This window comes from Streptomyces sp. NPDC088732 (genome assembly GCF_044751205.1).
GTDB lineage: Bacteria > Actinomycetota > Actinomycetes > Streptomycetales > Streptomycetaceae > Actinacidiphila.
The window spans coordinates 26,218-49,896 of record NZ_JBIVLI010000042.1; the positions used below are offsets into that span (position 1 = coordinate 26,218).

At 70.2% G+C, this 23,679-nt stretch carries 22 protein-coding genes and 1 pseudogene; 19 read left to right on the forward strand and 4 right to left on the reverse strand.

Going from position 1 to position 23,679, the window contains the following annotated elements; genetic code table 11:
* Nucleotides 1–20: 20 nt before the first annotated feature.
* Nucleotides 21–899 (reverse strand): ABC transporter substrate-binding protein, encoded by an 879-nt coding sequence (locus ACIP9H_RS40930; RefSeq protein WP_401964084.1) that lies wholly within the window; start codon nt 897–899, stop codon nt 21–23.
* Nucleotides 900–1,030: 131 nt separating this feature from the next.
* Nucleotides 1,031–1,789 (reverse strand): SDR family NAD(P)-dependent oxidoreductase, encoded by a 759-nt coding sequence (locus tag ACIP9H_RS40935; RefSeq protein WP_401964086.1) that lies wholly within the window; start codon nt 1,787–1,789, stop codon nt 1,031–1,033.
* A gap of 647 nt (nt 1,790–2,436) precedes the next feature.
* Between ACIP9H_RS40935 and ACIP9H_RS40940 the strand changes: the two genes are divergently transcribed.
* From ACIP9H_RS40940 to fabG, 16 genes are all read left to right on the forward strand, one after another.
* Complete coding sequence (locus tag ACIP9H_RS40940; RefSeq protein ID WP_401581238.1) at nt 2,437–3,630, forward strand: CaiB/BaiF CoA transferase family protein; 1,194 nt, start codon at nt 2,437–2,439, stop codon at nt 3,628–3,630.
* 29 nt (nt 3,631–3,659) lie between these two features.
* Entirely contained in the window at nt 3,660–4,547 is an 888-nt protein-coding gene (locus ACIP9H_RS40945; protein WP_401581235.1) for an LLM class F420-dependent oxidoreductase, read from the forward strand.
* Between the two features lie 25 nt (nt 4,548–4,572).
* The gene (locus ACIP9H_RS40950; protein WP_401964088.1) at nt 4,573–6,027 is read left to right on the forward strand and encodes an aldehyde dehydrogenase family protein; all 1,455 of its coding nucleotides are present in this window, start codon (nt 4,573–4,575) and stop codon (nt 6,025–6,027) included.
* A 53-nt stretch (nt 6,028–6,080) separates the two neighbouring features.
* Complete coding sequence (locus ACIP9H_RS40955) at nt 6,081–7,628, forward strand: AMP-binding protein (protein WP_401964090.1); 1,548 nt, start codon at nt 6,081–6,083, stop codon at nt 7,626–7,628.
* A gap of 77 nt (nt 7,629–7,705) precedes the next feature.
* Nucleotides 7,706–8,176, forward strand: coding sequence for a VOC family protein (locus ACIP9H_RS40960; protein ID WP_401581227.1), 471 nt, complete (start codon nt 7,706–7,708; stop codon nt 8,174–8,176).
* A gap of 27 nt (nt 8,177–8,203) precedes the next feature.
* Nucleotides 8,204–9,016, forward strand: a complete 813-nt coding sequence (locus ACIP9H_RS40965) for an IclR family transcriptional regulator (RefSeq protein WP_401964092.1) — start codon at nt 8,204–8,206, stop codon at nt 9,014–9,016.
* A gap of 127 nt (nt 9,017–9,143) precedes the next feature.
* On the forward strand, nt 9,144–9,812 hold the full coding sequence (gene npdG / locus ACIP9H_RS40970; protein WP_401964093.1) for an NADPH-dependent F420 reductase: 669 nt from the start codon (nt 9,144–9,146) through the stop codon (nt 9,810–9,812).
* The gene (locus tag ACIP9H_RS40975) at nt 9,809–10,159 is read left to right on the forward strand and encodes an NIPSNAP family protein (protein ID WP_401581219.1); all 351 of its coding nucleotides are present in this window, start codon (nt 9,809–9,811) and stop codon (nt 10,157–10,159) included. Before npdG ends, ACIP9H_RS40975 begins: the two co-directional genes overlap by 4 nt.
* Nucleotides 10,160–10,344: 185 nt before the next feature.
* Nucleotides 10,345–11,223: an ABC transporter substrate-binding protein gene (locus ACIP9H_RS40980; RefSeq protein ID WP_401964095.1), complete on the forward strand. Its 879-nt coding sequence runs from the start codon at nt 10,345–10,347 to the stop codon at nt 11,221–11,223.
* 83 nt (nt 11,224–11,306) lie between these two features.
* Nucleotides 11,307–11,609, forward strand: a complete 303-nt coding sequence (locus ACIP9H_RS40985; RefSeq protein ID WP_401964097.1) for a muconolactone Delta-isomerase family protein — start codon at nt 11,307–11,309, stop codon at nt 11,607–11,609.
* A 252-nt stretch (nt 11,610–11,861) separates the two neighbouring features.
* On the forward strand, nt 11,862–12,911 hold the full coding sequence (locus ACIP9H_RS40990) for an LLM class flavin-dependent oxidoreductase (protein ID WP_401964099.1): 1,050 nt from the start codon (nt 11,862–11,864) through the stop codon (nt 12,909–12,911).
* Nucleotides 12,908–13,564 (forward strand): enoyl-CoA hydratase/isomerase family protein, encoded by a 657-nt coding sequence (locus ACIP9H_RS40995; protein WP_401964101.1) that lies wholly within the window; start codon nt 12,908–12,910, stop codon nt 13,562–13,564. Before ACIP9H_RS40990 ends, ACIP9H_RS40995 begins: the two co-directional genes overlap by 4 nt.
* Before the next feature lie 53 nt (nt 13,565–13,617).
* Nucleotides 13,618–14,775 carry an acyl-CoA dehydrogenase family protein gene (locus tag ACIP9H_RS41000; protein WP_401581205.1) on the forward strand — a complete coding sequence of 386 codons (1,158 nt, stop codon included), beginning with the start codon at nt 13,618–13,620 and terminating at the stop codon, nt 14,773–14,775.
* Nucleotides 14,776–14,806: 31 nt separating this feature from the next.
* Nucleotides 14,807–17,377: a bifunctional FO biosynthesis protein CofGH gene (locus tag ACIP9H_RS41005; protein ID WP_401581202.1), complete on the forward strand. Its 2,571-nt coding sequence runs from the start codon at nt 14,807–14,809 to the stop codon at nt 17,375–17,377.
* Between the two features lie 14 nt (nt 17,378–17,391).
* Complete coding sequence (gene cofC, locus ACIP9H_RS41010; protein WP_401581200.1) at nt 17,392–18,069, forward strand: 2-phospho-L-lactate guanylyltransferase; 678 nt, start codon at nt 17,392–17,394, stop codon at nt 18,067–18,069.
* A complete protein-coding gene (gene fabG, locus ACIP9H_RS41015; RefSeq protein ID WP_401581198.1) occupies nt 18,018–18,797 on the forward strand; it encodes a 3-oxoacyl-ACP reductase FabG in 780 nt (259 codons plus the stop codon). Before cofC ends, fabG begins: the two co-directional genes overlap by 52 nt.
* 233 nt (nt 18,798–19,030) lie before the next feature.
* Here the strand turns inward: fabG and ACIP9H_RS41020 are convergent, their stop codons facing one another.
* Nucleotides 19,031–19,504: a cupin domain-containing protein gene (locus ACIP9H_RS41020; RefSeq protein WP_401581195.1), complete on the reverse strand. Its 474-nt coding sequence runs from the start codon at nt 19,502–19,504 to the stop codon at nt 19,031–19,033.
* 248 nt (nt 19,505–19,752) lie between these two features.
* Between ACIP9H_RS41020 and ACIP9H_RS41025 the strand changes: the two genes are divergently transcribed.
* Entirely contained in the window at nt 19,753–20,391 is a 639-nt protein-coding gene (locus ACIP9H_RS41025) for a TetR family transcriptional regulator (protein WP_401581192.1), read from the forward strand.
* Nucleotides 20,392–20,593: 202 nt separating this feature from the next.
* Here ACIP9H_RS41025 and ACIP9H_RS41030 read toward each other — a convergent pair whose 3' ends face one another.
* Nucleotides 20,594–21,070 carry a hypothetical protein gene (locus tag ACIP9H_RS41030; protein WP_401964102.1) on the reverse strand — a complete coding sequence of 159 codons (477 nt, stop codon included), beginning with the start codon at nt 21,068–21,070 and terminating at the stop codon, nt 20,594–20,596.
* Between the two features lie 767 nt (nt 21,071–21,837).
* On the opposite strand from ACIP9H_RS41030, the gene glsA reads away from it, so the two are divergent.
* The gene (gene glsA, locus ACIP9H_RS41035; RefSeq protein WP_401964104.1) at nt 21,838–23,469 is read left to right on the forward strand and encodes a glutaminase A; all 1,632 of its coding nucleotides are present in this window, start codon (nt 21,838–21,840) and stop codon (nt 23,467–23,469) included.
* 97 nt (nt 23,470–23,566) lie between these two features.
* Nucleotides 23,567–23,679, forward strand: a pseudogene (locus tag ACIP9H_RS41040) (glutamine synthetase); the annotation flags it as partial.

Genomic DNA, 23,679 nt, shown 5'->3' on the forward strand with positions numbered 1-23,679 from the left:
GCCGTCGGCGTGAGGTCTCGTCACGACCTGATGTGTGCGGTGCGGTAGAAGTCGTCCGCAGCAACGCCGATGGGAACGCCGAGTTCCCCGGCGACCGTGGCGACCGCGTCAGCGCCGACGGACAGGTCGGCCTGGCCGTCGGCCGCAAAGTACGGAGCGACGAAGGCCTCGTAGTGGGCTCGGGTCTCGTCCTCGGTCTGACCGCCGAGGAAGGTCCTCATGTGTCGCACCGTGGTGTCAGGGTCGTTCCGGATCACCTGCAGGGCGCGCCGGTGGGCCCGTACGAGCGCCTGGACCGCGGGATCGTCGGGGTCGTTGAACGTGGGGTCGACGGCGACGCCCACGGTGGGGATCCGGAAGTGGTCACCGATCCAGGCCAGTACGTTCCAGCCGTTCTCGGCGGCCACCGCCTCCGGTGCCATCGTGCTCCCGACGACGGCGGCGTCGAGGTCGCCGTCGCGCAGGCGTCGCACGTCCATGCCGTAGTCGCCGGGCGGGCGGACGACGGTGTGGATGTCACGGTCCGGGTCGAGGCCGGCCTTGCGCAGCACGATGCGGGTGAAACAGCCGGGCGCGGTGTGCGGGGCGTGCACGGCCAGCCGCCGGCCGGCCAGGTCGGTCAGGGACGTCATGCCGGGGCGGGCCAGGAACCAGAACAGCGGGCGGTCGGTGTTGACGTTGAGTGCGACCCAGGGTGTCCCGTCGGTCAGCCGGGCCAGCAGTGCGCGGCCGAGCCCGATGGTGGCGCAGCGGCGCAGCCGCTGTTCGTCCCAGGCGCAGCCGTCGTGCAGCGCGACGTGGACGTCCTCCTCGGCGTAGTAGCCGTGCTGGTCGGCGATGTAGGCGGCCAGTTCCTCGTGCAGGCCGCGTCCGACGTAGGCGAGATCGATGGTGTGCATGAGGATCCCTCTCTGGTCGCTTCGCCGTCTTTTGCCCACGGAGTTGCGAGGACTGCGGGCCCGTTGTCGAGGCGCCGGTGGGCGTGCCTGCGCGGGGCCGGTACCGGCGGCCCCGAGCACGGGGGGCGGCGTCAGTGCATGGCGAGGCCGCCGTTGACCTCGGCGGTGGTGCCGGTCATGAAGGCGTTGTCTTCAGCGGTGTAGAAGGCGACCGCTTGGGCGACGTCCGCCGGGCGCGCGAGGCGGCCCAAGGGGGTGGCGGCCACCTGCCGCTGCTTGAGCGCGTCGTCCAGTACGTCCGCGGAGACGCGGGTGTCCTCCACGGGGCCGGGCGCGACCACGTTGACCGTGATGCCCTGCGGTCCCAGTTCCTGAGCGAGGTAGCGGGCGAACTGTTCCAGTGCGGCCTTGGCCGTGCCGAGTGCGATCATGCCCTCCCGCGGCCGGCGGCTGAGGCCGGTGCCGAGGTAGACGATGCGTCCCCACCCCTGTTGGGTCATGGAGGGCAGGACGGCCTTCGTGACCGTGAACGCGGCGTGCATCTCGGCGTCGAGCTTGCCGCCCAACTCCTCCCACGTCATCTCCCGGAACGACGTCACTGCGTACGGGATGAGCGCGTTGTGCACGAGCACGTCGACGCCGCCCCACGCCACCCGGACCTGTTCCACCATGCCCTGGACGGCCGCGACCTCGCGCACGTCGGCCCGCACGGCCATGGCCCGGCCGCCCGCGGCCGCGATCTCCGCCACGACATCATCAGCCGCCTGGGCGCTTCGGAGGTAGTTGACGACCACGCGCATTCCCCGCGCGGCCAGGAGGCGCGCGGTGGCCGCACCGATCCCGCTGCTGGCCCCCGTCACCAACGCCACCCTGCCGGTTGCTCCAGCCATGGGCTCGGTTCCTCCTCGTCGTCGGGGGTCGTCGGAACGATCGCCCCGGGGTGTTCGTCGCCGGTGATGCGGCGGTTACGGGATGCCCGGGCGCGGATCGCCCTCTGGGGGCAGGAGAGTCGACGGTCGCCGCAGCCCGCCGCGGTCCGGTCCCGTTTGCCGGAGGGTTGCAGGGTGGACGCCTTTCCAGCGTGTGATCCGAACGGCACGGGCGGGCATCCGAAGCAGCCCTCGCCGGTGTCCGTCCCGAACAGTGCCTCGAGCCGCCGGTGGATCACCGTGTCCAGCCGTCGCTTCCCTCACTGACGTAGCATCACATCAGGTCGTACCGGGACGAACTGAGCCGCGCCGATCGGCCCGTCGTCGAGTCCGACGTGATGGCGCGTCGCCGGGTCCGCGCAACCTGACGGTGTCCCTGCGCGGTCTCGGCCGTGGCACTCCGCGCTACGTGTGCGCTGCTCCGCCGGCCCGCAGAGTGTTCTGCCTCATGTGCGCATCCCACCGGTATTGCACCGTCAACGCCTGCTTTCTGCAACGCGTGCAGCTCGAGAGTGCCGGTGATCGGGTCTTGACGGTGGTGCGACCCCTGCCTACAGTCGTTCATAATCCCGATGCGAGTTCGAGATAATGAACAGAACGGTCGTGTGATGGTTCAGACGCAGGCTTTGGCGGGAACGCGGGTGATCGACGCCGCCACGATGGTGGCCGGTCCGCTGGGGGCGTCGATCCTGGCGGACTTCGGTGCCGACGTCGTCAAGGTGGAGCCCATCGCGGGTGACGAGTCCCGGAGTTTCGGGCCCGGTCGCGACGGCATGAGCGGGGTGTACTCGGGCGTCAACCGGAACAAGCGGGCGATCGCGCTCGATCTGCGGACCGAGAAGGGCCGGGAACTCTTCCACGAGCTGTGCGCCGGCGCGGACGTGCTGATCGAGAACATGCTGCCCGGCGCGCGTGAGCGGTTCGGCCTGACTCCCGAGGACCTCCAGGAGCGTCACCCCCACCTGATCTGCCTCAGCGTCAGCGGCTACGGCGAGAGCGGGCCGCTGGCCGGGCGGCCGGCCCTGGATCCCGTGGCCCAGGCTCTCACCGGGATGATGCAGGCGACGGGTGAACCCCAGGGAGCCCCCGTCAAGGCCGGCCCGCCGATCGCCGACAGCGCATCCGGCTTCCTTGTCGCCGTCGCGGCGCTGGTCGCACTCCTGGCGAAGCAGCGCACCGGAGTCGGCCAGCACGGGTCGGTGTCGCTCGTCGGCTCACTGTTCCACCTGCAAACGCCCTGGCTGGGCCAGTACTTGCTGGCCGATCACGTGCAGTCGCGCGTCGGCAACGCCAGCAACTTCTACGCTCCGTACAACGCCTACCGGACGCGCGACGGCGGAGCCGTGCACGTGGTGGCCTTCAACGACCGCCACTTCGACAGGCTGGCGCGTGCCGTGGACGCCGAGCGGTTGCTCGACGACGCGCGGTTCGCCGATGCCGCGAGCCGGCTCTCCCATCGTGAGGAGATCGACGCGGCGCTGGCCCCCTGGTTCGCCGCGCGCGACCGCGACGACGCCGTCGAACTGCTCACCGAACGGGACGTCATCTGCGCCCCGGTCCTGGCGTACGACGAGGCCGTGGTCCATCCCCAGATCCGTGCGCTGGACCTAGTGGTCGACATCGCGCACGAAACCCTCGGCCCGCTCCGGGTGCCGGGCGTCCCCATCAAGCTGTCGGCGACCCCCGGTCGGGTGGAGCGGCCGCCGACATCGCTGGGCGAACACACAGCCGAGCTGCTGAAAGAGCTCGGACACGACGACGAGGACATCGCGCGGCTGACGGCCGCACGTGTCGTCCGCTGATTCAGCCACTTCCCCGAAGGAGCAGCACCATGAAGGTTGGCATCAGGATCCCCGGCGCCGGTCCGTGGGCCGGACCGGACGCGATCAGCGAGGTCTCGCGGTACGCGGAGAAGATCGGGTTCGACTCGCTGTTCATGACTGATCACGTGGCCCTGCCGACGAAGGTGGACACGCCGTACCCCTACACCGAGGACGGCAAGTTCCTCTGGGAGCCCGAGACGCCGTACCTGGACTGCCTGACGGCACTGACCTGGGCTGCGGCCGCGACGGAGACCGTCGAACTCGGCACGTCCTGCCTGATCCTCCCTTGGCGGCCGCTGGTGCAGACGTCGAAGACGTTGGTGAGCATCGACGTCCTGTCGAAGGGCCGGCTGTCGGTCGCGATCGGCGTGGGATGGATGAAGGAGCAGTTCGCGGCCCTGGGAGCGCCCTTCAAGGACCGGGGGCGTCGCGTGACCGAGATGGTCAACGCGATGCGGCAGATGTGGACCGACGACGAGGTCGACTTCGACGGCGAGTTCTACAACCTGCACGACTTCAAGATGTACCCCAAGCCCGTGCGCGGCACCATCCCGATCTGGTTCGCCGGGTACAGCGAGGCGTCGTTCCGGCGGATCGCCGCCATCGGCGACGGCTGGCACCCGCTGGCGATCGGTCCCGAGGAGTATGCGGCCCACCTCGCCACCCTCCGCGCGTACATGGAGCGGGCGGGCCGGGACATGAGCGAGATCACCCTGACGGCGCGCCCGCTGCGCAAGGCGCCCTACAACGCGGAGACCATCGAGGCCTACGCCGATCTCGGTGTCACCCACTTCGTCTGCGACACCTCGTTCGAGCACGCGACGCTCGAGTCCGCGATGGAAGAGCTCCAGGCGCTCGCCGAGGCCGTCCTGCCGACCGCTCACCGCCTTCCCTGACGCCCGAGCGAAAGCGATATCGATCATGCGTGCTCTGACCCCCAGTGTTCCGCTGGTCATCGGTGACCAGCTCACAGACGCCTCGACCGGGGCGACATTCGACACCGTCAATCCCGCCGACGGCAGCCGCATCGCGGCTGTCGCCGAGGCCACCGTCGACGACGTCGGCCGCGCCGTCGAAGCCGCGCGCAAAGGTGCCAAGGCGTGGCAGCGGCTCCGGCCGTCCCAGCGGACCCGCCTGATGCTGCGCCTGGCGGCACTGGTCGAAACGAACAAGGACAAGCTCGCCGACCTGCAGACGCGGGACATGGGCAAGCCCATCCGCGAGTCCCGCTCGATCGACCTTCCCATCATGATCGAGACCCTGGAGTACTTCGCCGGTCTGGTCACGAAGATCGAGGGGCGGACCACGCCGGCGCCCGGCCGCTTCCTCAACTGGACGCAGCGGGAGCCGATCGGCGTGGTCGGCGCCATCACGCCGTGGAACTTCCCTGCCGTGCAGTCGGTCTGGAAGATCGCACCGGCACTGGCGACAGGCAACGCCATCGTCCTCAAGCCCGCTCAGCTGGCGCCACTGGTCTCGGTCGCCCTGGGGGAGCTGGCTCTTGAGGCCGGTATCCCGCCCGGAGTCGTCAACGTCCTGCCCGGCCGGGGCTCGGTGGCCGGGAACGCGCTCGTCCAGCACCCGCGCGTCGGCAAGATCACCTTCACCGGGTCCACCGAGGTCGGTCAGGAGATCGGCCGCATGGCCGCCGAACGGCTCGTCACCTCCTCGCTGGAGCTCGGCGGGAAGTCGGCCATGGTCGCCTTCGCCGACGCCTGCCCCAAGGCGGTGGCCGACGTGGTCTTCCAGGCCATGTACGGCAACCAGGGTCAGACGTGCACCGCTCCCAGCCGGCTCCTGGTCGAGCGGCCGATCCACGACGAGGTCGTCGAACTGGTCAGAGCCCGGGTCGAGTCGGCCAAGGTCGGTGACCCGCTCGACCCGGAGACGGAGATCGGTCCCCTCATCAGCGCCCAGCAGCGCCGCTCGGTCCACTCGTACGTCACCTCCGGCGTCGAAGAGGGCGCGCTCCTGGCGGCGGGAAGCGCGCGGCACCCCGAGGACGAGCCGGGCCGCGGCTTCTACTACCAGCCGGCGTTGTTCACGGACGTGACGCCGGACATGCGGATAGCCCGTGAGGAGATCTTCGGACCCGTCCTCGCAGTGCTGCCGTTCGAGGGCGAGGAGCAGGCGCTCTCCGTGGCGAACGACACGATGTACGGCCTTGCCGCGGGGATCTTCACCCGCGACGTCGGACGGGCGCTGCGCTTCGCGGGGGCCTTGGACGCCGGGAACGTCTGGATCAACAGCTGGGGCGTGCTCAACCCCGCCTCCCCGTACCGCGGCTTCCGGGACAGCGGATACGGCAGCGATCTGGGCCAGAGCGCGATCGAGAGTTTCACGAAGGAGAAGAGCGTATGGGCGCGCCTCGACTAGCGCCGGACTCCGCGGGTGTGCGCACCGTTTCACGACTGCGGGAACTGCGCGGCGTGCCACGGTGGTCACCGGCGCCGGACTACTCGATCACCCACGACGCGCTCTTCGCGCAGGATCCGGACGCCGTGGCGCTCCTCACGGCCGCACCGCACGCGCCGGAACGCATCACCTTCGGCGAGGTGCAGCGCGCCGCGCTGCGGATCGGAGGTGTCCTGCGCGCGCACGGCGTCCGGCCGGGCGACCGCGTCGCCCTGTACCTCGACCCCTCGCCGGCCGCCGCGGAGGTGGTCTTCGGGGTGCTGGCCGCAGGGGCGGTCCTGCTTCCGATCCCGCGGCTCCTGACCGGCACCTCCGTGGCGCACCGCCTCGGCGACTCGGGTGCGAAGGTACTCGTCTCCGACGGGGCCGGGCTGGACCGGCTGAGGGCGACCGGATGCGACGTCGAGGACCGCGTCGTGCTGACCGTCGACGGCGCCGGGGGCCGGGGCATCGCGGGACAGCCGGGCGACGCGGAGTTCGGCGCGCCGTACCCCGGGGGCCCCTCGCGCCCGGCGCTGCTGCTGTACACCTCCGGGACCAGCGGCCCGCCCAAGGGCATCGTCCACGGTCACCAGGTGCTGCTCGGCCACGCGGGAGTGGACTGCGCGTTCGAGTTCTTCGAGGCGGGGGACGTCTACTACGGGACGGCGGACTGGGGTTGGATCGGCGGCCTCCTGCTGGGGCTTCTGGTCCCGTGGGCCTTCGGCGTCCCGGTGGTCGCGCACCGGCAGGCACGCTTCGACCCGGATGCCACTCTCGACCTCTTCGCGCGCTGCGGCGTCACCACCGCGTTCCTGCCACCGTCGGTCCTGCGTCTGCTCCAGGCCAACGACAGGGCGCCGGAACGCCGGTTGCGTGCCGTCGTCACCGGCGGTGAGCCGGCCGGGCGCTCCGAGACGGCCTGGGCACGGCGGCATCTGGCGCGGGCGGTCAACAAGGCGTACGGACAGACCGAGGCGAACGCCCTCATCGGTGACTCGGGGGTCCTCGGCACGGTCGACGACGACACCATGGGAGCCCCTTATCCCGGGCACCGGATCGCACTCCTCGACGACAGCGGCCAGGAGGTCGGCCCCGGCGAGGCGGGCGAGATCGCCGTGGGACTGCCGGATCCCGTCGCCATGCTGGGGGTGTGGGACGCGGAGACGGAACGCCCGCTGCCGCCCGCCGACACCTGGCACCGCACGGGTGATCTGGCGCGGCGCGCGTACGGACGGCGACTGGAGTACCTCGGCCGTGCCGACGACGTCATCAAGAGCCGCGGCTACCGGATCGGACCGTCCGAGATCGAGGACGCCGTGCTGAAGCACGCGCTCGTTGCCGAAGCCGCCGCGGTCGGAGTGCCGGACGACAAGATCGGCCAGCACGTGAAGGTCTTCCTCCGACTCGTGGACGGCGTACCCGCCGAGCTCGACGCATCCCTGCGGGCGGAGCTGTGCGACCTGGTGGCGGCGTCCGTCGGACCGCACGCCAGACCCCGCGCGTTCGAAGTGGTGGCGGCCCTGCCGAGGACCGAGACCGGGAAGCTGCTCAGACGCCGGCTGACCTCGCCCACGCACTGACACACGACCACCACCGTCCGGGAGACGGGTGCATCCGGATCCCGGCCCCACATCACTCATCCATGGGAGGAACCATCATGAGAAGGTTCTGGCACGTCGGCATCAACGTCACCGACATGGACCGTTCGATCGACTTCTACCGGCACATCGGCTTCCAGGTCGTGCAGGACAAGGAGGTCGAGGACGCCAACCTGGCGCGCGCTTTCATGGTCGAGGGGGCCGGCAAGCTGCGCTTCGCGCACCTGCGGCTGAACGACTCTCCGGACGAGGCGCTGCTGGACGTCATCGAGTGGCGCGACATCGAGGCGGGCGGCCGGGCGACCACCGATCTCGTCCACCCCGGGCTGTGCCGTTTCTCGATCCTGACCGACGACATCCAGGCCGAGTACGACCGGCTGAACGCGCTGGGCGTCGAGTTCCTGCACACCCCGCAGACCGTCATGGGCCCCGACGGAGTCAACGGCTGGAAGCTGCTGTTCGCCCGCGACCCCGACGGCACTCTGTTCCACTTCGTCGAGCTGGTGGGGGATGCCGCTACGGTCGGGTGAAACACCCCGACCGGAAGGCAGGCAGACGTGGCGATCGGCCCATCCCAGCAGCATGGCGCGCCCCGGGACGACGATGCGGGCGAGCAGGGCGGAGTCCTCGTGCCGGCGGTGTCGCGTACCGTTCGCGTACTGGACACCCTGGTCCAGAGCGCCGGCGGCGCCACGCTCACGGAGCTCGCCAACCGCTGCGGGCTCGCCAAGAGCACGGCGTCCAACCTGATCCGGACGATGGTGGCCGAGGGCCTGATCAGCTACGACCCCGACACCCGTCGGTACAACCTCGGGCCGCTGCTCGTGGAGTACGGCATTGCGGCGGTCACCCGCACCACGCCGGTCACCGAGGCACGGCCGTACATGGAGCGACTGGCCGAGCGGACCCGCCTGGCCTGCCTCGCGATCCAGCCGATGCCCGACGGGCACTTCACCGCGATCGCCAAGATGGAGAGCCGCAAGGCCATCAAGACCACCATCGAGATCGGCTCCCGCTTCGGCCGGGACGCGCCCCTGCTCAGCCGGATCACCGCCGCCTGGCACCCGGGCACAGGAGCTGCCGAGCCGGCAGGCGACCCGGGGGGCGAGGAGATCCGCGCCCTCGGCTTCGGTGCCGTCTTCGGTGAGTACCGGCCCGAGCTCAACGTCGTGGGCTTCCCCGTCTTCGACCGTGACGGATACCCGTGTCTCCTGATCACCCTGCTCGGCATCGGCGCGGACCTCACACCGCGGGACGTGGAGGAGTTGGCGCCGGACCTGGTGGCAGCGGCCCGGGCCATCACCGCTCGCAGCGGTGGACAGGTCCCGGCCGACTACCCCGTCGTCGGTTCGGAGGACGTCGCCGGCTGAGCGCCGCCTGAACCCCGTTCGACCTCACCTGCCCGGCGCAGCCGCGCCGGGCCGCCCGACCCTGCCCTCATGCGGATCGTTCGCGGCCGGGCCGGGATGGTTTTTCACCCGAGAGGAGTACACAACCATGGGGAACCACGCAGTCGCTGTCGTGGGAGGCACCGGCCCACAAGGCAAGGGCCTGGCCCTGCGTTTCGCCCGCGCCGGGCATCAGGTCGTCGTCGGATCCCGTTCGGCCGAACGTGCGCAGGAGACGGCGGTCCTGATCCGGGGCCGCGCCGGGAGGAATGTCGACGTGCGCGGCCTCGACAACCGCGCCGCCGTGGCCGCGGCGGACATCGCTCTGCTCGCCGTGCCGTGGGCCGGCCATCGTGAACTGGTCACGGATCTGGCGCCGGAGCTCGCCGGGAAGCTGGTGATCAGTTGTGTCAACCCCCTCGGTTTCGACCGGCATGGCCCCTACGGCCTGGCTGTCGAGGAGGGCAGCGCCGCCGAGCAGGCGCAGCAACTGGTGCCCGGCGCAGTCGTCGTGGGCGCCTTCCACCACCTGTCGGCGGTGACGCTGTGGGAGGAGGACGGACTGCTCGACCACGAGGACGTCCTGGTGTGCGGTGACGACCAGGCCGCGAAGGACCGGGTGGTCGACCTGGCCGCGACGATCACCGGGCGACCCGGCATCGAGGCCGGCCCCCTCCGCAACGCGCGCCAGCTCGAACCGCTCACCGCGGTGCTCATCGGCATCAACCGCCGCTACAAGACGCGCTCCGGCCTTGCCGTGTCCGGGATCCCGGCGTGATCATCGAACTGCGCGAGTACCTCGCGCTGCCCGGCCGTGAGGAGGAACTGCACCGCCGGTTCGCCGAGGAGACCCTCGACCTCTTCGACGAGGTGGGTCTGGACCTCCGGGGGTTCTGGCAGGTCGTCGGTGAGCGGCGGCGGATCGTCTACGCCTGCGCGTTCGACGACGTCGCCGCGGCAGTCGCTCACTGGGACGAATTCAGAGCCGATCCGCGGTGGATCGCGCTGAAGGAACGTACCGAGGCCGCGGGGCCGTTGATCGAGACCATCGTGAGCACCTACCTCGTCGAGCCCGATTACGTGACTTCCCGCCGTGTGCCTTCGGCGGTTCCGGTCCCCTCCTGACCGCAGGCCCTGTACGACGGGCCGGCGGGCAGGGCCCCTGACCCGAGTGACTCCCGTCCGACGCACCACGCGGACAGCGTCATCGCAGGGGCTGGTCACCGGTCCGCCGGCCGGCTCGACGTCGCCGCCCGCCGCGCGGGACCGCGATCCCGCTGATGCGCAACGACCCCCAAAGGGAGACGTTCATGCATACGATCGATCTCGTATACGTGGGGCGCGGTCCCCACGAGGAACTGGTCACCTACACAGCCGACCAGCAGGACCACTATGCCGAGGAGGGCGTCCACGTCGCTCTGCGCGACGGCAGCGTCTGGGATCCGGAACGGCTGCGCCGCGGAGCGGTCATCGGGCTCGGCCGGACCCTGCTGTCGCGGCTCGTGGGGGGCATTCCTTGGGTCGCGCTCAACGTCAACACCCAGCGTCCGCAGTTCTGGGTCCTCGCCCGCCCCGGCCTGAACTCCCTGGCCGATCTGGCCGGCCGGCGTCTGGCGGTGCATCCGCCGCACACCGGCCCTGGCTGCTTCATCCGCGTCGTCCTGCGCCAGGCCGGCCTCGACCCGGACCGTGACGTCCGCACTGAGGTCCGTTCGCCCGGTGACTACGGCATGGACCTGCGCCGGCTGCGCGCCGGCGAGATCGACGCCGCCGTGGTCGGCGACACCATGGCGCCGGAGGCGGTGGCGGCCGCGAACGGCTGGAGCGTACTGGCCTTCGTGGGCGACCACTTCCGGATCCCCACGGTGGGTGTGGCCGTCGACCCCACCCACGTCCACCCGGACGACCCCGCGGTCCAGGCCGTCGTACGAGCCCATCGGCGTGCCCTGCAGGTGATCCGGAACGACCCCGACACCGCGGTGCGGTACCTGCGGGCCTTCCTCAGCGGGCACACGGAGGAGGAAGTCCGGGCCCACTACGAGAAGTTCATAGCGCCGTACTTCACCGCCGACGGCCAGGCGGACCTCGCTGCCGGCGCCGAAGCGATCACCGCGGTCGCCGCGGAACTCGGCGTTCCGGCGACCTTTGCCGCGGCCGACTTCTACCGCACCGCACCCACCACTCCGTAGGGCGTCCCGCGGATCTCGACATCCGGCCGCCCAACGGGGAGCCGCGGCACCGTACTTTCCGAGCATCAGAAAGAGGCTGGCCTGTGAATGAGTTCCTGGTGGAGGTCACCACCGATATTCCTGACGGAGTGGATCCGGCCGAGGTCGACCGCCGTCGCGCCGCGGAGGCCGTTCGGGCCGCCGAGCTCACTGCCGCCGGTCATCTGGTCCGGCTCTGGCGCCCGGTGGGACAGACGCGCAGCATCGCACTGTGGCGCGCTGCCGACGAGGCCGAACTGCGTGACAAGGTCCTCGACACGCTGCCGATGTGGCCGTGGATGACCTCGGTCGTCACTGCCCTGCAGCCGCACCCGAACGACCCGGGCAAGGGCGGCGTCACCGGCTGAGGCGCTCGACGCCGCCGATGCGGCGATGGATGACCTCGGTCGTCGCCTCGCCCGGGCGCCCCGGCCCGCGCAGCCTATCCGCGACGGGCAGCCAACCACCCTGCCCGTCGCGGGCTTCGGGCTGCGCCGGCCGTCTCCGGCTGCCGTCCTGCGGGACCCGTTGACAGGAATCAGGGGTCTTGACCTGGGCAACTTCCCTACTTAGCTTGTTCCATATCGTGGACGCAGTTCAGTAAAATGAATCGAGGGTCGATGATCAAGGGCATTCAACTGCACGCCTGGGCAGCCGGACCGAGCATGGTCGAGGTCGCCCAGGTAGCCGCCCGCGCCTTCGAGACGATCTGGGTCACCGACCAGATGCAGTCGCGAGGTGTGAGCGCCGTACTGGGCGCGATCGCGGCCCGGACCGGAGCCGGCGTCGGCACCGCGGTCACCTTCCCGTTCGGGCGCAACCCCCTGGAGCAGGCATCGACGATGGCCACGCTGGCGGAGTTCATGCCCGCCGGTCGCCAGGTCACCATGGGGATCGGTACCGGCGGCGGCCTGGTGAGCGCGCTGATGGAGCGGTCGAATCCGGTGGGCCGTGTCGCCGAGCTGATCGGGATCTGCCGGGCGCTCTGGCGCGGCGAGGCCGTCCGGATGGGCGACTTCCCGGTGACCTGCAAGGACCTGGGTCTGCACGACGACGCGCGTACGTCCCTGGACTGGGTGAAGGACCCCGCCGTGCGGGTGGTCGTCGCCGGCACCGGGCCCCGCATACTCGAGATGGCGGGCGAGCTCGCCGACGGTGTGATCTGTGCGAGCAACTTCCCTGCGCACAGCCTGGCCGCGTTCCGCAGCGGCCAGTTCGGGTCGGTGAGCAACCTCGACCGGCTCGAACGCGGACGGGAACGCAGCACCCGACCCGACTTCACCCGCATCTACGGCGTGAACATCTCCGTGTCGTCGGACCGTGACGCCGCCAAAGCCGCGGCACGCAGGCAGGCCGCACTGATCGTCAGCCAGCAGCCGCACGAGAACCTGCAGCGCGTCGGCTTCGAACAGGCGGATTACGCGGCGACCCGGGCGGCCGTGACGGCGGGCCACGGAGTCCGTGCCGCCGCGGAACTGCTGCCCCAGGAGATAGCCGACCAGTTGATCATCTCCGGAACACCGGGGGACTGCATCGAGGCGCTCACCGAACTGCTGGAGTTCGCCCGCGGCGCCGGCTTCACCGAGGCCTATGTCGGGGCCCCCGTGGGCCCCGATCCGGCAGAGGCGGTCGAGCTGCTGACCTCCGAGATTCTCCCGGAGGTGCAGTGAACGCCGACCCGGACCAGACCCCGGCACTGTGCCTCCTCCAGCGCGACGGCGCCGTGGCCACGGTGACCCTCAACCGCCCCGCCGCACGCAACGCGCTCAACCTCCCGCTGCTCCTGCAACTGGTCGAAGCGCTCGAGGACGCCACCGACCAGGGCGCGGGCGTCCTGGTCCTGCGGGCATCGGGACCTGCCTTCTGCGCGGGCGCGGACATACGGGCCGACGACGGCACCTCGATCGGACAACCGGGCCTGCGCCGGCGGCTGATCGAGCAGGCCTGCGACCTCATAGAGGCTTTCCCGGCGTCGGTCGCCGCGGTGCAGGGTCCGGCCGTCGGCGGGGGGTGGGCCCTGGCCGCGGCAGCGGTGGTCACCCTCGCGGCGCCGGAGGCGACCTTCCGCTTCCCGGAGCTACGACTGGGCTTCCTCCCTCCGGCCGCGACCGTCCGGCGGATGCGCGAAGCGGTCGGCCCGGCCCTCGCGTTCCGGCTGCTGGCCGCCGGCGAACGCTTCACCGCGGACGATCTCGCCCGGCTGGGACTTGTCGACGTCACCGCCGCCCCGGACCTCGACCGCCGCGCGCGCGACCTCGTGGACCAGTTCGCCGCCGCGCCGGCAGACCTCATGCACAAGCTCCGCGCGGCGCTCAGCGGCTGACGTGCCGCGACCTGCGGCAGCACCCCCACCACGTGACTCAGGAAAGGACCACCATGCGCCCAAGTCCCTTCGTCGACACTGAAGAACAAGCCCAACTGCGGGAGACAGCCCGCGCGTTCATCACCCGCCACGCCCCGGAGCGCGACGTGCGTGTCTGGGACGAGGAGGGCTCCTATCCCGAACAGCTCTACCGCGAGATCGCGAAGCTCGGCTGGTACGACATGGCCGCCGACGCGGACGAGCCCGTCGAGGACGTCGCCGGACTGCTCGTCGCCCTGTGCGAGGAGGTCGGCCGGGCCAGTTCCGACCTCGTGGCCCTGCTGAACCTCAACATCAGCGGGATCCGCGACCTGGTGCGCTGGGGCACCCCGGAGCAGCGGCAGACCTACGTGGCTCCGGTACTCAGCGGCGACGGCAGGTTCTCCGTCGCGGTGAGCGAGCCCGACGTCGGATCGGACGCCGCGAGCGTCGCCACCAGGGCCGAGCACGTCGACGGCGGCTGGGTGCTCAACGGCCAGAAGACCTACTGCGAGGGCGCGGGACTGCCCGGCACCGTCATGGAGTTGCTGGTCAAGGTCGGCGACAGCGGCCGCAAGCGCGACGACCTGGCCGTCTTCCTGGTACCCGCCGACCACCCCTCGGTCGAGATCCGCCGTATGCCCGCACTGGGCCGCAACATCAGCGGCATCTACGAGGTCTTCCTGCGCGACGTCCACCTGCCCGACTCCGCACTGCTCGGTCGGCCGGGACAGGGCTGGCAGATCCTCAAGGAGCGCCTTGTACTGGAACGGATCATGATCAGTTCCGGATTCCTCGGCAGCGTCGGATCGGTGCTGGACATGACCGTCACCTACGCCAACGAGCGCGCGCAGTTCGGCCGCACCATTTCCTCGTACCAGGGTGTCACCCTCCCGCTCGCGGAGATGTTCGTCCGCCTGGACGCCGCCCGGTGCGCGGTGCGGCGCTCGGCCGGCCTCTTCGACTCTGGCCTCGCCTGCGAAGTGGAGAGCACCATGGCCAAGTTCCTGGCCGGGCAGATCTACGCCGAGGCGTCCGCGCTGGCCATGCAGATCCAGGGCGCGTACGGATACGTCCGCGACCACACCCTGCCGATGCACCACTCCGACGGCATCATCGCCCGCGTCGTCGCCGGACCGCCCGCCGTCCAGCTCAACGTGGTCGCCCGCTCCATGGGACTGCGAGCCGGCTGATGAGCGACGAGATCCACCTGAGGGGAACACGGTGAACCCCGCACCCGTGCGCCGGGCGCTGGCGAGAGCCCGGGCGGGCAAGAACATCGACCGCGAAGAGGCCACCGCCCTCCTCGCGGCGCGAGGCGAGGACCTCACCCGGCTGTGCGAGGTCGCGGCCTCTGTTCGCTCGGCGGGCCTGACGGACGCGGGACGACCCGGCGTCGTGACGTACAGCAAGAAGGTCTTCGTGCCGCTCACCCGGCTCTGCCGAGACCGGTGCCACTACTGCACGTTCGCCACCACGCCCGGGCGGCTCGATACGCCCTACCTCACGCCTGACCAGGTCCTCGACATCGCCCGGGAGGGCGCCCGACTGGGCTGCAAAGAAGCCCTCTTCACTCTCGGTGACCGTCCTGAGGAGCGCTGGAAGGCGGCGCGGTCCTGGCTCGAATCCCGCGGCTACGAGGACACCCTGTCCTACGTCCGCGCGATGGCGATCCTCGTACTCGAGGAGACCGGGCTCATCCCGCACCTCAACCCCGGTGTGATGACCTGGGCGGAGCTGCAGAGGCTCAAGCCCGTCGCCGGATCCATGGGACTGATGCTCGAGACCACCGCCCGCTCGCTGTGGGCCGAGCCGGGCGGCTGCCACCACGGCTCGCCCGACAAGGAACCGGCCGTCCGGCTCCGGGTCATCGAGGACGCTTCACGGACCGGCATCCCCTTCACCACCGGGATCCTGGTCGGCATCGGCGAGAGTCCCGCGGACCGCATCGACTCACTTCTGGAGATCCGCCGGATCGCCCGGCAGTACGGCGCCGTTCAGGAGGTGATCGTCCAGAACTTCCGGGCCAAACACGACACGGCGATGCGAGCCGCCCCGGACGCCGGGCTGGAGGAGTACCTCGCCGTCATCGCGGTGGCACGTATCCTCCTCGGCCCGCGGATGCGGGTCCAAGCGCCGCCCAACCTCTCGGACCCGGAGGAACTGCGCCTGCTGCTGGCAGCCGGCGTGGACGACTGGGGCGGGGTCTCACCCCTCACACCGGACCACGTGAACCCCGAGCGGCCCTGGCCGCAGTTGGCGAAGCTGAAGGAACTGACCGCGGAGGCCGGGTTCGACCTCCGTGAACGGCTCGCGGTTCAGCCGGAGTACGTGCTCGCGGGCGGCCCGTGGGCCGACGCCAGGGTCCGACCGCACCTGCTGGCACTGGCGGACCCGGCCACAGGCCTCGCCGCCGACGTGTCGCCCTCGGGCCTGCCCTGGCAGGAAGCGGCCGAGGCGGAGTCCTCCGGCCGCACCGACCTTCACGTCGCGATCGACCGGGAAGGCCGGCGGACCACCGCGCGCGGCGACTTCGACCACGCCTTCGGTGACTGGCAGGTACTCGCGGACCAGTTGAAGGACAGGGCGGCGCCGTCCGGGACCACCGCCCCCGAGCGGCTGGGCCCCGACGTGGCCGCGGCCCTGCGTGCGGCCGAGCGCGACCCGGCGGCCCTCACCCGCGACCAGGCGCTCGCGCTGGCGTACGCCGACGGCCGCGCGCTGGACGCGCTGTGCCTGCTCGCCGACCAGGTGCGGCACACGGCGGTCGGTGACGTCGTCACCTACGTGGTCAACCGCAACGTCAACTTCAGCAATGTCTGCTACGTCGGCTGCCGCTTCTGCGCCTTCGCGCAGCGGGCCACGGACGCCGACGCCTACCGCCTCTCGCTCGGCGAGGCGGGCGACCGCGTCGAGCAGGCGTGGACGGTCGGGGCGACGGAGATCTGCATGCAAGGGGGCATCGACCCCGGTCTGCCCAGCAGCGTCCACCTCGACCTGGCACGCGAGGTGAAGCGGCGCTGCCCTCGGATCCACCTCCACGCCTTCTCGCCCATGGAGATCATCAGCGGCGCCTCCCGCATGGGCATCACCGTCGGCGAATGGCTTGCCGAAGCGCGCGCCGCGGGCCTCGACTCGGTTCCCGGCACGGCCGCCGAGATCCTCGACGACGAGGTCAGATGGGTGCTCACCAAGGGCAAGCTCCCGGCGGGGGAGTGGATCCGGGTCATCCGGACCGCGCACGAACTCGGCATCCACACCACCGCGACGATGATGTACGGCCATGTCGACGAGCCGCGTCACTGGGTCGACCACATGCGGACATTGGTCGAGCTGCAGAAGGAGACCGGCGGATTCACGGAGTTCGTGCCCCTGCCCTTCGTGCACCAGAACTCGCCCATCTACCTGGCGGGCATCGCCCGCCCAGGCCCGTCACGCCGCGACAACCGTGCCGTCCATGCACTGGCACGGCTCCTCATGCACGGCACCATCGACAACATCGCCTGCTCCTGGGTGAAGCTCGCACCGGAGCAATGCGTCGACATGCTGCGCGGCGGCGCCAACGACCTCGGCGGCACGCTGATGGAGGAGACGATCAGCCGGATGGCCGGCTCGACCAACGGGTCGATGCGGACCATCGCCGGAATCAGGGAACTGGCGGCCGCTGCGGGCCGGCCCACCCGGCAGCGCACCACCACGTACGACGACGTCACCGCTGAGCGCGCGCAGGCCGCGCTCGGATTCGACACCGAAGTGCAGCGCGCTGTGCCGCTGAGTGTCGGGTTCCTGCGGTGAAGCGGTGGGACTGGGTGGTCGTGATACCCCAGAAGGACCTCCGTCTGGCCAAGAGCCGCCTCCAACTGGACCCGCATGCCCGGCGAAGCGTGGCCCGCGCCCTGCTCCGCGACACCGTGGCGGCCGCGCAGGCGGCACCCGGGGTCGGCGAGGTCGTCGTCGTGTTCGACCGCATCCACGACCTCGACACCGTCGACGACCTCGATGTGCGGGCCGTCCTTGCCGACGGCCCCGGGCTCAACGAGGCCATCCGGCATGGCGAGCGGACGGCACGAGCGCTCCATCCGCGGTGCGGCGTGGCCTCCCTTCCGGCGGACCTTCCCTTCATCGAACCCGCAGTCCTCGCGCGTGCTCTGAGCTGCGCGCGAGCGTACGACCGGGCGTTCGTCGCCGATGCGGAGTGCCGTGGCACGACCCTGCTCGCGGCGACCCCGGGACAGGCCCTGCGGCCCTCGTACGGCACCGGGTCGCGAGCGGCCCATCGCCGCTCGGGCGCTTACGAACTCAACGAATCCGACCTCGCCGCCCTGCGATTCGACGTCGACCACCTCGACCATCTGCTGCTGGTGGCAACGCTCGTGAACCACTCACACCCCCACCTGTCGGAGGCGCTCGGCCGACTCCCCCTGGAGACGTACAGGTGCATGCCGACCGCACACACCATTCCTGGAGGACACCGATGGGTTTGCTGAAAGACCGCGCCGCCGTCGTCACCGGAGGTGCCCAGGGCATCGGACTCGCGACGGTCGAGACCTTCCTGCGCGAGGGCGCGCGCGTCGTCATCGCCGACCGCGACGCCGAAGCGGCGCGCAGCGCCGCTGAACGCCTCGACGCGGGTGACAGGGTGGTGACAGCAGCCTGCGACGTCACTGCTGCGTCGGACGTCCGGAGCGCCGTGGACCTGTGTGTCTCGACGTTCGGCGGGCTCGACGTGATGGTCAACAATGCGGGCATCACCCGTGACGCGACGATGCGGACGATGACCGAGGACCAGTTCGAGCAGGTCGTCGCCGTACACCTCAAGGGCTGCTGGAACGGCACGCGACTGGCCGCCGCCGTCATGCGGGAACAGCGATCCGGTGCCATCGTGAACCTGTCCTCCATCTCCGGCAAGGTCGGCTTCGTCGGCCAGACCAACTACTCCGCGGCGAAGGCGGGCATCGTCGGGCTCACCAAGGCGGCGGCCAAGGAGATGGCTCACCACGGTGTTCGGGTCAACGCCATCGCGCCTGGGCTGATCCGCTCGCCGATGACCGAGGCGATGCCGCCCCACATCTGGGACGCGAAACTCGCCGAGATCCCGATGCGACGTGCCGGTGAGGCGTCAGAGGTGTCCTCGGTGGCACTCTTCCTCGCCTCGGACCTCGCGTCGTACCTGACGGGGACGGTCATCGAGGTGACCGGCGGCCGGCACATGTGATCAGCCACGACGAGGGCTTCCGCGCGTCGCGCGGCCAGCCCCCGTCGAACCGGGGCCTGCTCCGGGCCCAGGACGTTGCGGGGTTCCGATCCGTCGGAACGCTTCGGACCGTGCAGGAGCGCCCTCTGCCGCAGGTCCAGGCCGCGGTACTGCCGGCACCGGGTCCGCAACTCCTTCCGCACCGAGGGCGGCGTGCGGGAAGTGCGGGCCCGGGCCGAGGGCGGAGGGGCGGATTACCGCGAGGGGGCCGACCGCCACTCGGGAAGGTCCTCGAAGTGCACGTCGTAGCGATCCTGTTGGGGGAGGAGCGACGCGAAGTCCGCCTCGCCCCGACTTATGGCGGCCAACTGCTCGAAGTAGCCGAACCGTTCGATGCCAGGACTGAGCACGACCACTACGTCGGCCACCTCCCCCTCCGCTGCCCCGAAGACATGCGGCAGGCACGGCGGTACCACGACGAGCCCGCCCTTCTTCACGGTGGTCAGTGTGTCGCCGAGGCGGAACAGCATCGCCCCGCCCAGCACATAGAAGAGCTCGTGGGAGAGCTTGTGGTGGTGCGGTGGTGCCCCGTCGGCGCCGGTCGCGAGGGTGAGCCTGCTCGCGCTGACCGCACCGCCGTCGGCGAGCAGTTCGAACGCGCCGTCCGTGAGCGATGCCCCGGCCGCCTCACCGGGTTGCACCACCAGTGGGGTGAGCATGGCCTTCATGGTGACTCCTTCGCTTATGACGTGTTCCCGGGTGACCCCCGGCGGACTCGACCGGCGACTCAGGAGTCGTCGATTCGTCCGGTGCGGAGTGACGTACGTCGCCCCGGCGCCGTGGGGACGGTGCGCTGCGCCTGTGACGGACCACGTGCGGTGGAGCGAATCCCGTGGCGAACGCGCCGTGCTGTACATGTACAGCTGTATCCTGCACCTACTGTACATGTTCAGTCCGGGAGTGTCAGACTGCTGATATGGCAGCGACGAAAACCCCGCCCCCCGGCTCCGGCCCGCCCGGCGCGCAGGCGTCCGGAGCGGCGCGATTGCGGGACGGTGAGGCGACGCGCGCCACGATCCTCGCGGCTGCCCGCGCGGCCTTTGCCGAGAAGGGCTACGCCCATACGTCGCTGCGCGAGATCGCGAGGAAAGCGGAGGTCAGACCGTCGCTCGTCGTGCACTTCTACGGCTCGAAAGCGGGCTTGCTGGCCGCCACCGTCGAATGGCCCTTCGATCCCGAGACGGTCGTGCGCCAGGTGCTTGCCGGGGGCCCCGGCCGCATCGGAGAGCGTCTCGCGGCGGTGTTCCTCGAGACCTGGGAGCAGGACGGCCGGCCCAACACGGCGATCACCCTGTTGCACGCGGCATGCGAACGCCCGGAGGCGGCCACGTTGATGCGGGAGCTGTTCACCACATGCGTGATCGCTCCCATCGTCACGGCCATCGCTCCCGAGCAGGCGGAGATTCGGGCTTCCCTGGTGGCCAGCTACCTGCTGGGCCTGCACGTGGGGCGCTACCTGCTGACGTTCGAGGCGATCACCGAGGCGGACGCCGACGTACTGAAGCGGGCGCTGGCCTCCACCATTCAGCACATGTGCACCGGCCCGGTCTGGTAGACGAGCCACCCGGCTCGAGCAACGCAATCCAGAGGTACCGGTCCGGCTGATCACGCAGCATGCGCGGGGTGGTCGCCGGCCCGTAGCCGGCGGTGGTGAGGATGGCCGGGCGCCGAGGTGGAGAAGCCGATCGAGCCGGTGCCGGTCGTGGACGTGATGGCGGCGCGGAAGGCCGGTATCCGCGCTTTCGGCGATCGGTGGTTCAGTCGCGGATGGCGCCTTCGGGCCACACGATCCGTACGGGCACACCCACGCGGTGGGCGTAGGCGACGGCGTCGGCGGTACCGCCGTATCCGCGGGCCGGCTGCCCGTCCCACACGGCGATCAGTTGGTCGACCAGGCCCACCATGATCTCGCTGCCTGCCTGATGGGCCCGCGAGTCGGACTCGCGCAACCCGGTGTGGTGGACGTCGGCGGCACGGGCCATCAGCTCGTCGTACACGGGGTGGTGCCATGCGGGCAGGCTCTCGCGGTACTCGGTTGCCGGGGCGACCACTTCGAGGCGGCCGCCGTGCGCGACGACGGTCTGGGCGAACCATGTGTCCGGGCCGTCGGCGATGCAGCTGATGCCGACCAGGCCCTCCGCCCCGGTGGCGTCGACCAGCTCGGCGAGTTCGGCACGGACGTGTGCCTCGACCTCCGGCGACAGCCCACGATGCCCTGTGATGCCCACACGCATGCCGGTCTCCCCCTTACGGGCACGATACCGGGCGGGGTTGGCGGGGCATAGGAGCGGCGAAGGGCGCGGGTTCGCTCGACGACGCGTCCGGACTGCAGACGCGCTCCGTGGTGGACGGCTCGGGTCGCCGGCGTGATTGCGGAGTCGACGCGCCCCGCGTACCACCTGCTGCAGTCGGAAGTCTGCGGTGCGTCCGACCTGCTCTGCGGGGAGTGAGGGATTGCGCTCCCTCGATGCTATGGGAGAGGTTGACTGATCAACCACCTCGGTCCCTTGCGTGTGCAGGGGCAACCACCCCGCCCTCCGTCGGGGGGCCCTTAAGCGTTCCTTTGGGCTCACCTCGCAACATTTCATATACGCATCAGAGGTCACGAGGGTGCACGCTGTGTGGCACAGGTTGCAGCCAGTGCTCCGGTGGTCGTTGATCGATTCCGAATCCGATCCCTGGGCGGAGTCGTCCACGGTGGGCGACTGTGTGGCTGCAAAGAGTGAAAGTTGAACGATGAACCATAGGTCCTTACAATTGGGGGACACGTCAACCACTTACCTACCGGTGAGTGACAGGCGTGGCACAGTCCCGCCCCGCCCTACCCCGCGCCGGCGGACGAGCACCACTTTCTGCGGTCCGCGTCACGACCGGCACCCTCGCCGTGACCCGATATCGCCTCCGTCCCCATATGCACCCACGTGAAGTGCGTCCAGGGAATCGTCACCCAAGGTGAGCCGCGCAGCGAAAATACTCCGTCTTGAGAAAGAGAAACCTTGCCATGCCAGCAACCCCCAAGGCCGGTTCCCGGCCGCGCCACGCTGGCGTCGCACCCAAGGCGCCGAGTGCCCGGCCGGACGGCGAGGCCTTCGATGCCGGGTACTACGGCAAGTTGTTCACCTCCCTGGGTGTCGGTGAGGACGGCCGGATCGCCGCTGCCGTGCTGGCCGCACGGCTTCGGGAGTCCGGTGTTTCGGAAACCGACCCGCGGGTCACCGAGGTGTGGGCAGCACTGCGCCGGGGGGCCGACATCGAAGGCCGGTCCCGAATCGATCTCCACCGGTTCATCGCCCTGTGCAAGATGGGCGGCGGTGTCGTCGTGAAGTCCGTCAAGGGAGACTTCGTGATTCCGGACTTCGGCGCGCTCCAGACCGAGATTTCCGCGATCTACGAGGATTTGCGTCGTGTGAACGGTGGGCATGTCGCGGATTACATCCCACAGTTGGGCCGAGTGGATCCGGAGCGGTTCGGGATCGCCTTGTGCACGATCGACGGGCAGCGTTTCGCGGTCGGTGACGCCGACACGCAGTTCTGTGTGCAGTCGGTGTGCAAGCCGATCAACTACTGCCTGACGCTGGAGGAGCACGGCGCCGACGTCGTGCACCAGCACGTGGGCCGGGAACCCAGCGGCCGTGGATTCAACGAGCTCACACTGAACAGCGACGGCCTGCCGCACAACCCGATGATCAACTCGGGTGCCATCATGTCGTGCTCGCTGATCCGCCCGAAGCAGGACACGGCCGACCGCTTCGACTACGTCGCCGAGACCTGGCGCAGGCTGTCCGGCGGTGGCCGGGTGGGTTTCAACAACGCGGTCTATCTCTCCGAGCGTCGCACCGCGGACCGCAATTTCGCCCTGGGGTATTTCATGCGGGAGCACGGCTCGTTCCCGGAGGGCACCGATCTGGTGGAGACGCTGGAGTTCTACTTCCAGTGCTGCTCGATCGAGGTGGATGCCCGTTCGCTGTCGACGGTGGCCGCGTCGCTGGCCAACGGCGGGGTGAACCCGCTGACCGGGGAGCGGGTCTTCTCCGCGGACACGGTGCGCAAGTGCTTGTCGCTGATGTCGTCGTGCGGGATGTACGACTACTCCGGTGAGTTCGCCTTCACCATCGGGCTGCCCGCCAAGAGCGGTGTGTCCGGCGGGTTGATGATCGTGGTCCCTGGCGTGATGGGCATCTGCGTGTGGTCCCCGCGGCTGGACGCGCTGGGCAACTCGGTGCGCGGTGTGGCGTTCTGCAAGGAACTGGTGGGCCGTTTCAACTTCCATGTCTACGACTCCTTCGCCGCCGGCGAGGTGTCCGGCAAGCGTGATCCGCGGCGCGGCAAGAACGAGGAGGAGATCGCGTCCACGATGCGGTTGCTGTGGGCGGCGAGCCAGGGCGACCTCGATGAGGTCCGCATCGCGCTGGCGACGGGCAAGGACCCCAACTCCTGCGACTACGACAAGCGGACCGCCCTTCACCTGGCCGCCTCCGAAGGACACGTCGAGGTCGTCCAGTACCTCCTGGCCCAGGGCGCCGATCCCGGGATCGAGGACCGGTGGGGCGGCACGCCGCACTCCGACGCCCAGCGCGGCGGCCACGACCACGTGGTCAAGCTCCTCCAGCCTGCGCCGGCCGCTGTCGGCTGACGGGCCACCACCACCCGCGACGGCGCGAATCGCCGCGCCGCCACCCACGTCCTGCCGACCGCCGGCAGGCACCCACCCAGCAAGGAGAAGAGAGCAAGTGGCTTTCAAGGCTGAATACATCTGGATCGACGGTACCGAGCCGACCGCGAAGCTGCGCTCGAAGACCAAGATCCTGGCCGACGGCGAGGCGCCGGGTGTCTGGGGCTTCGA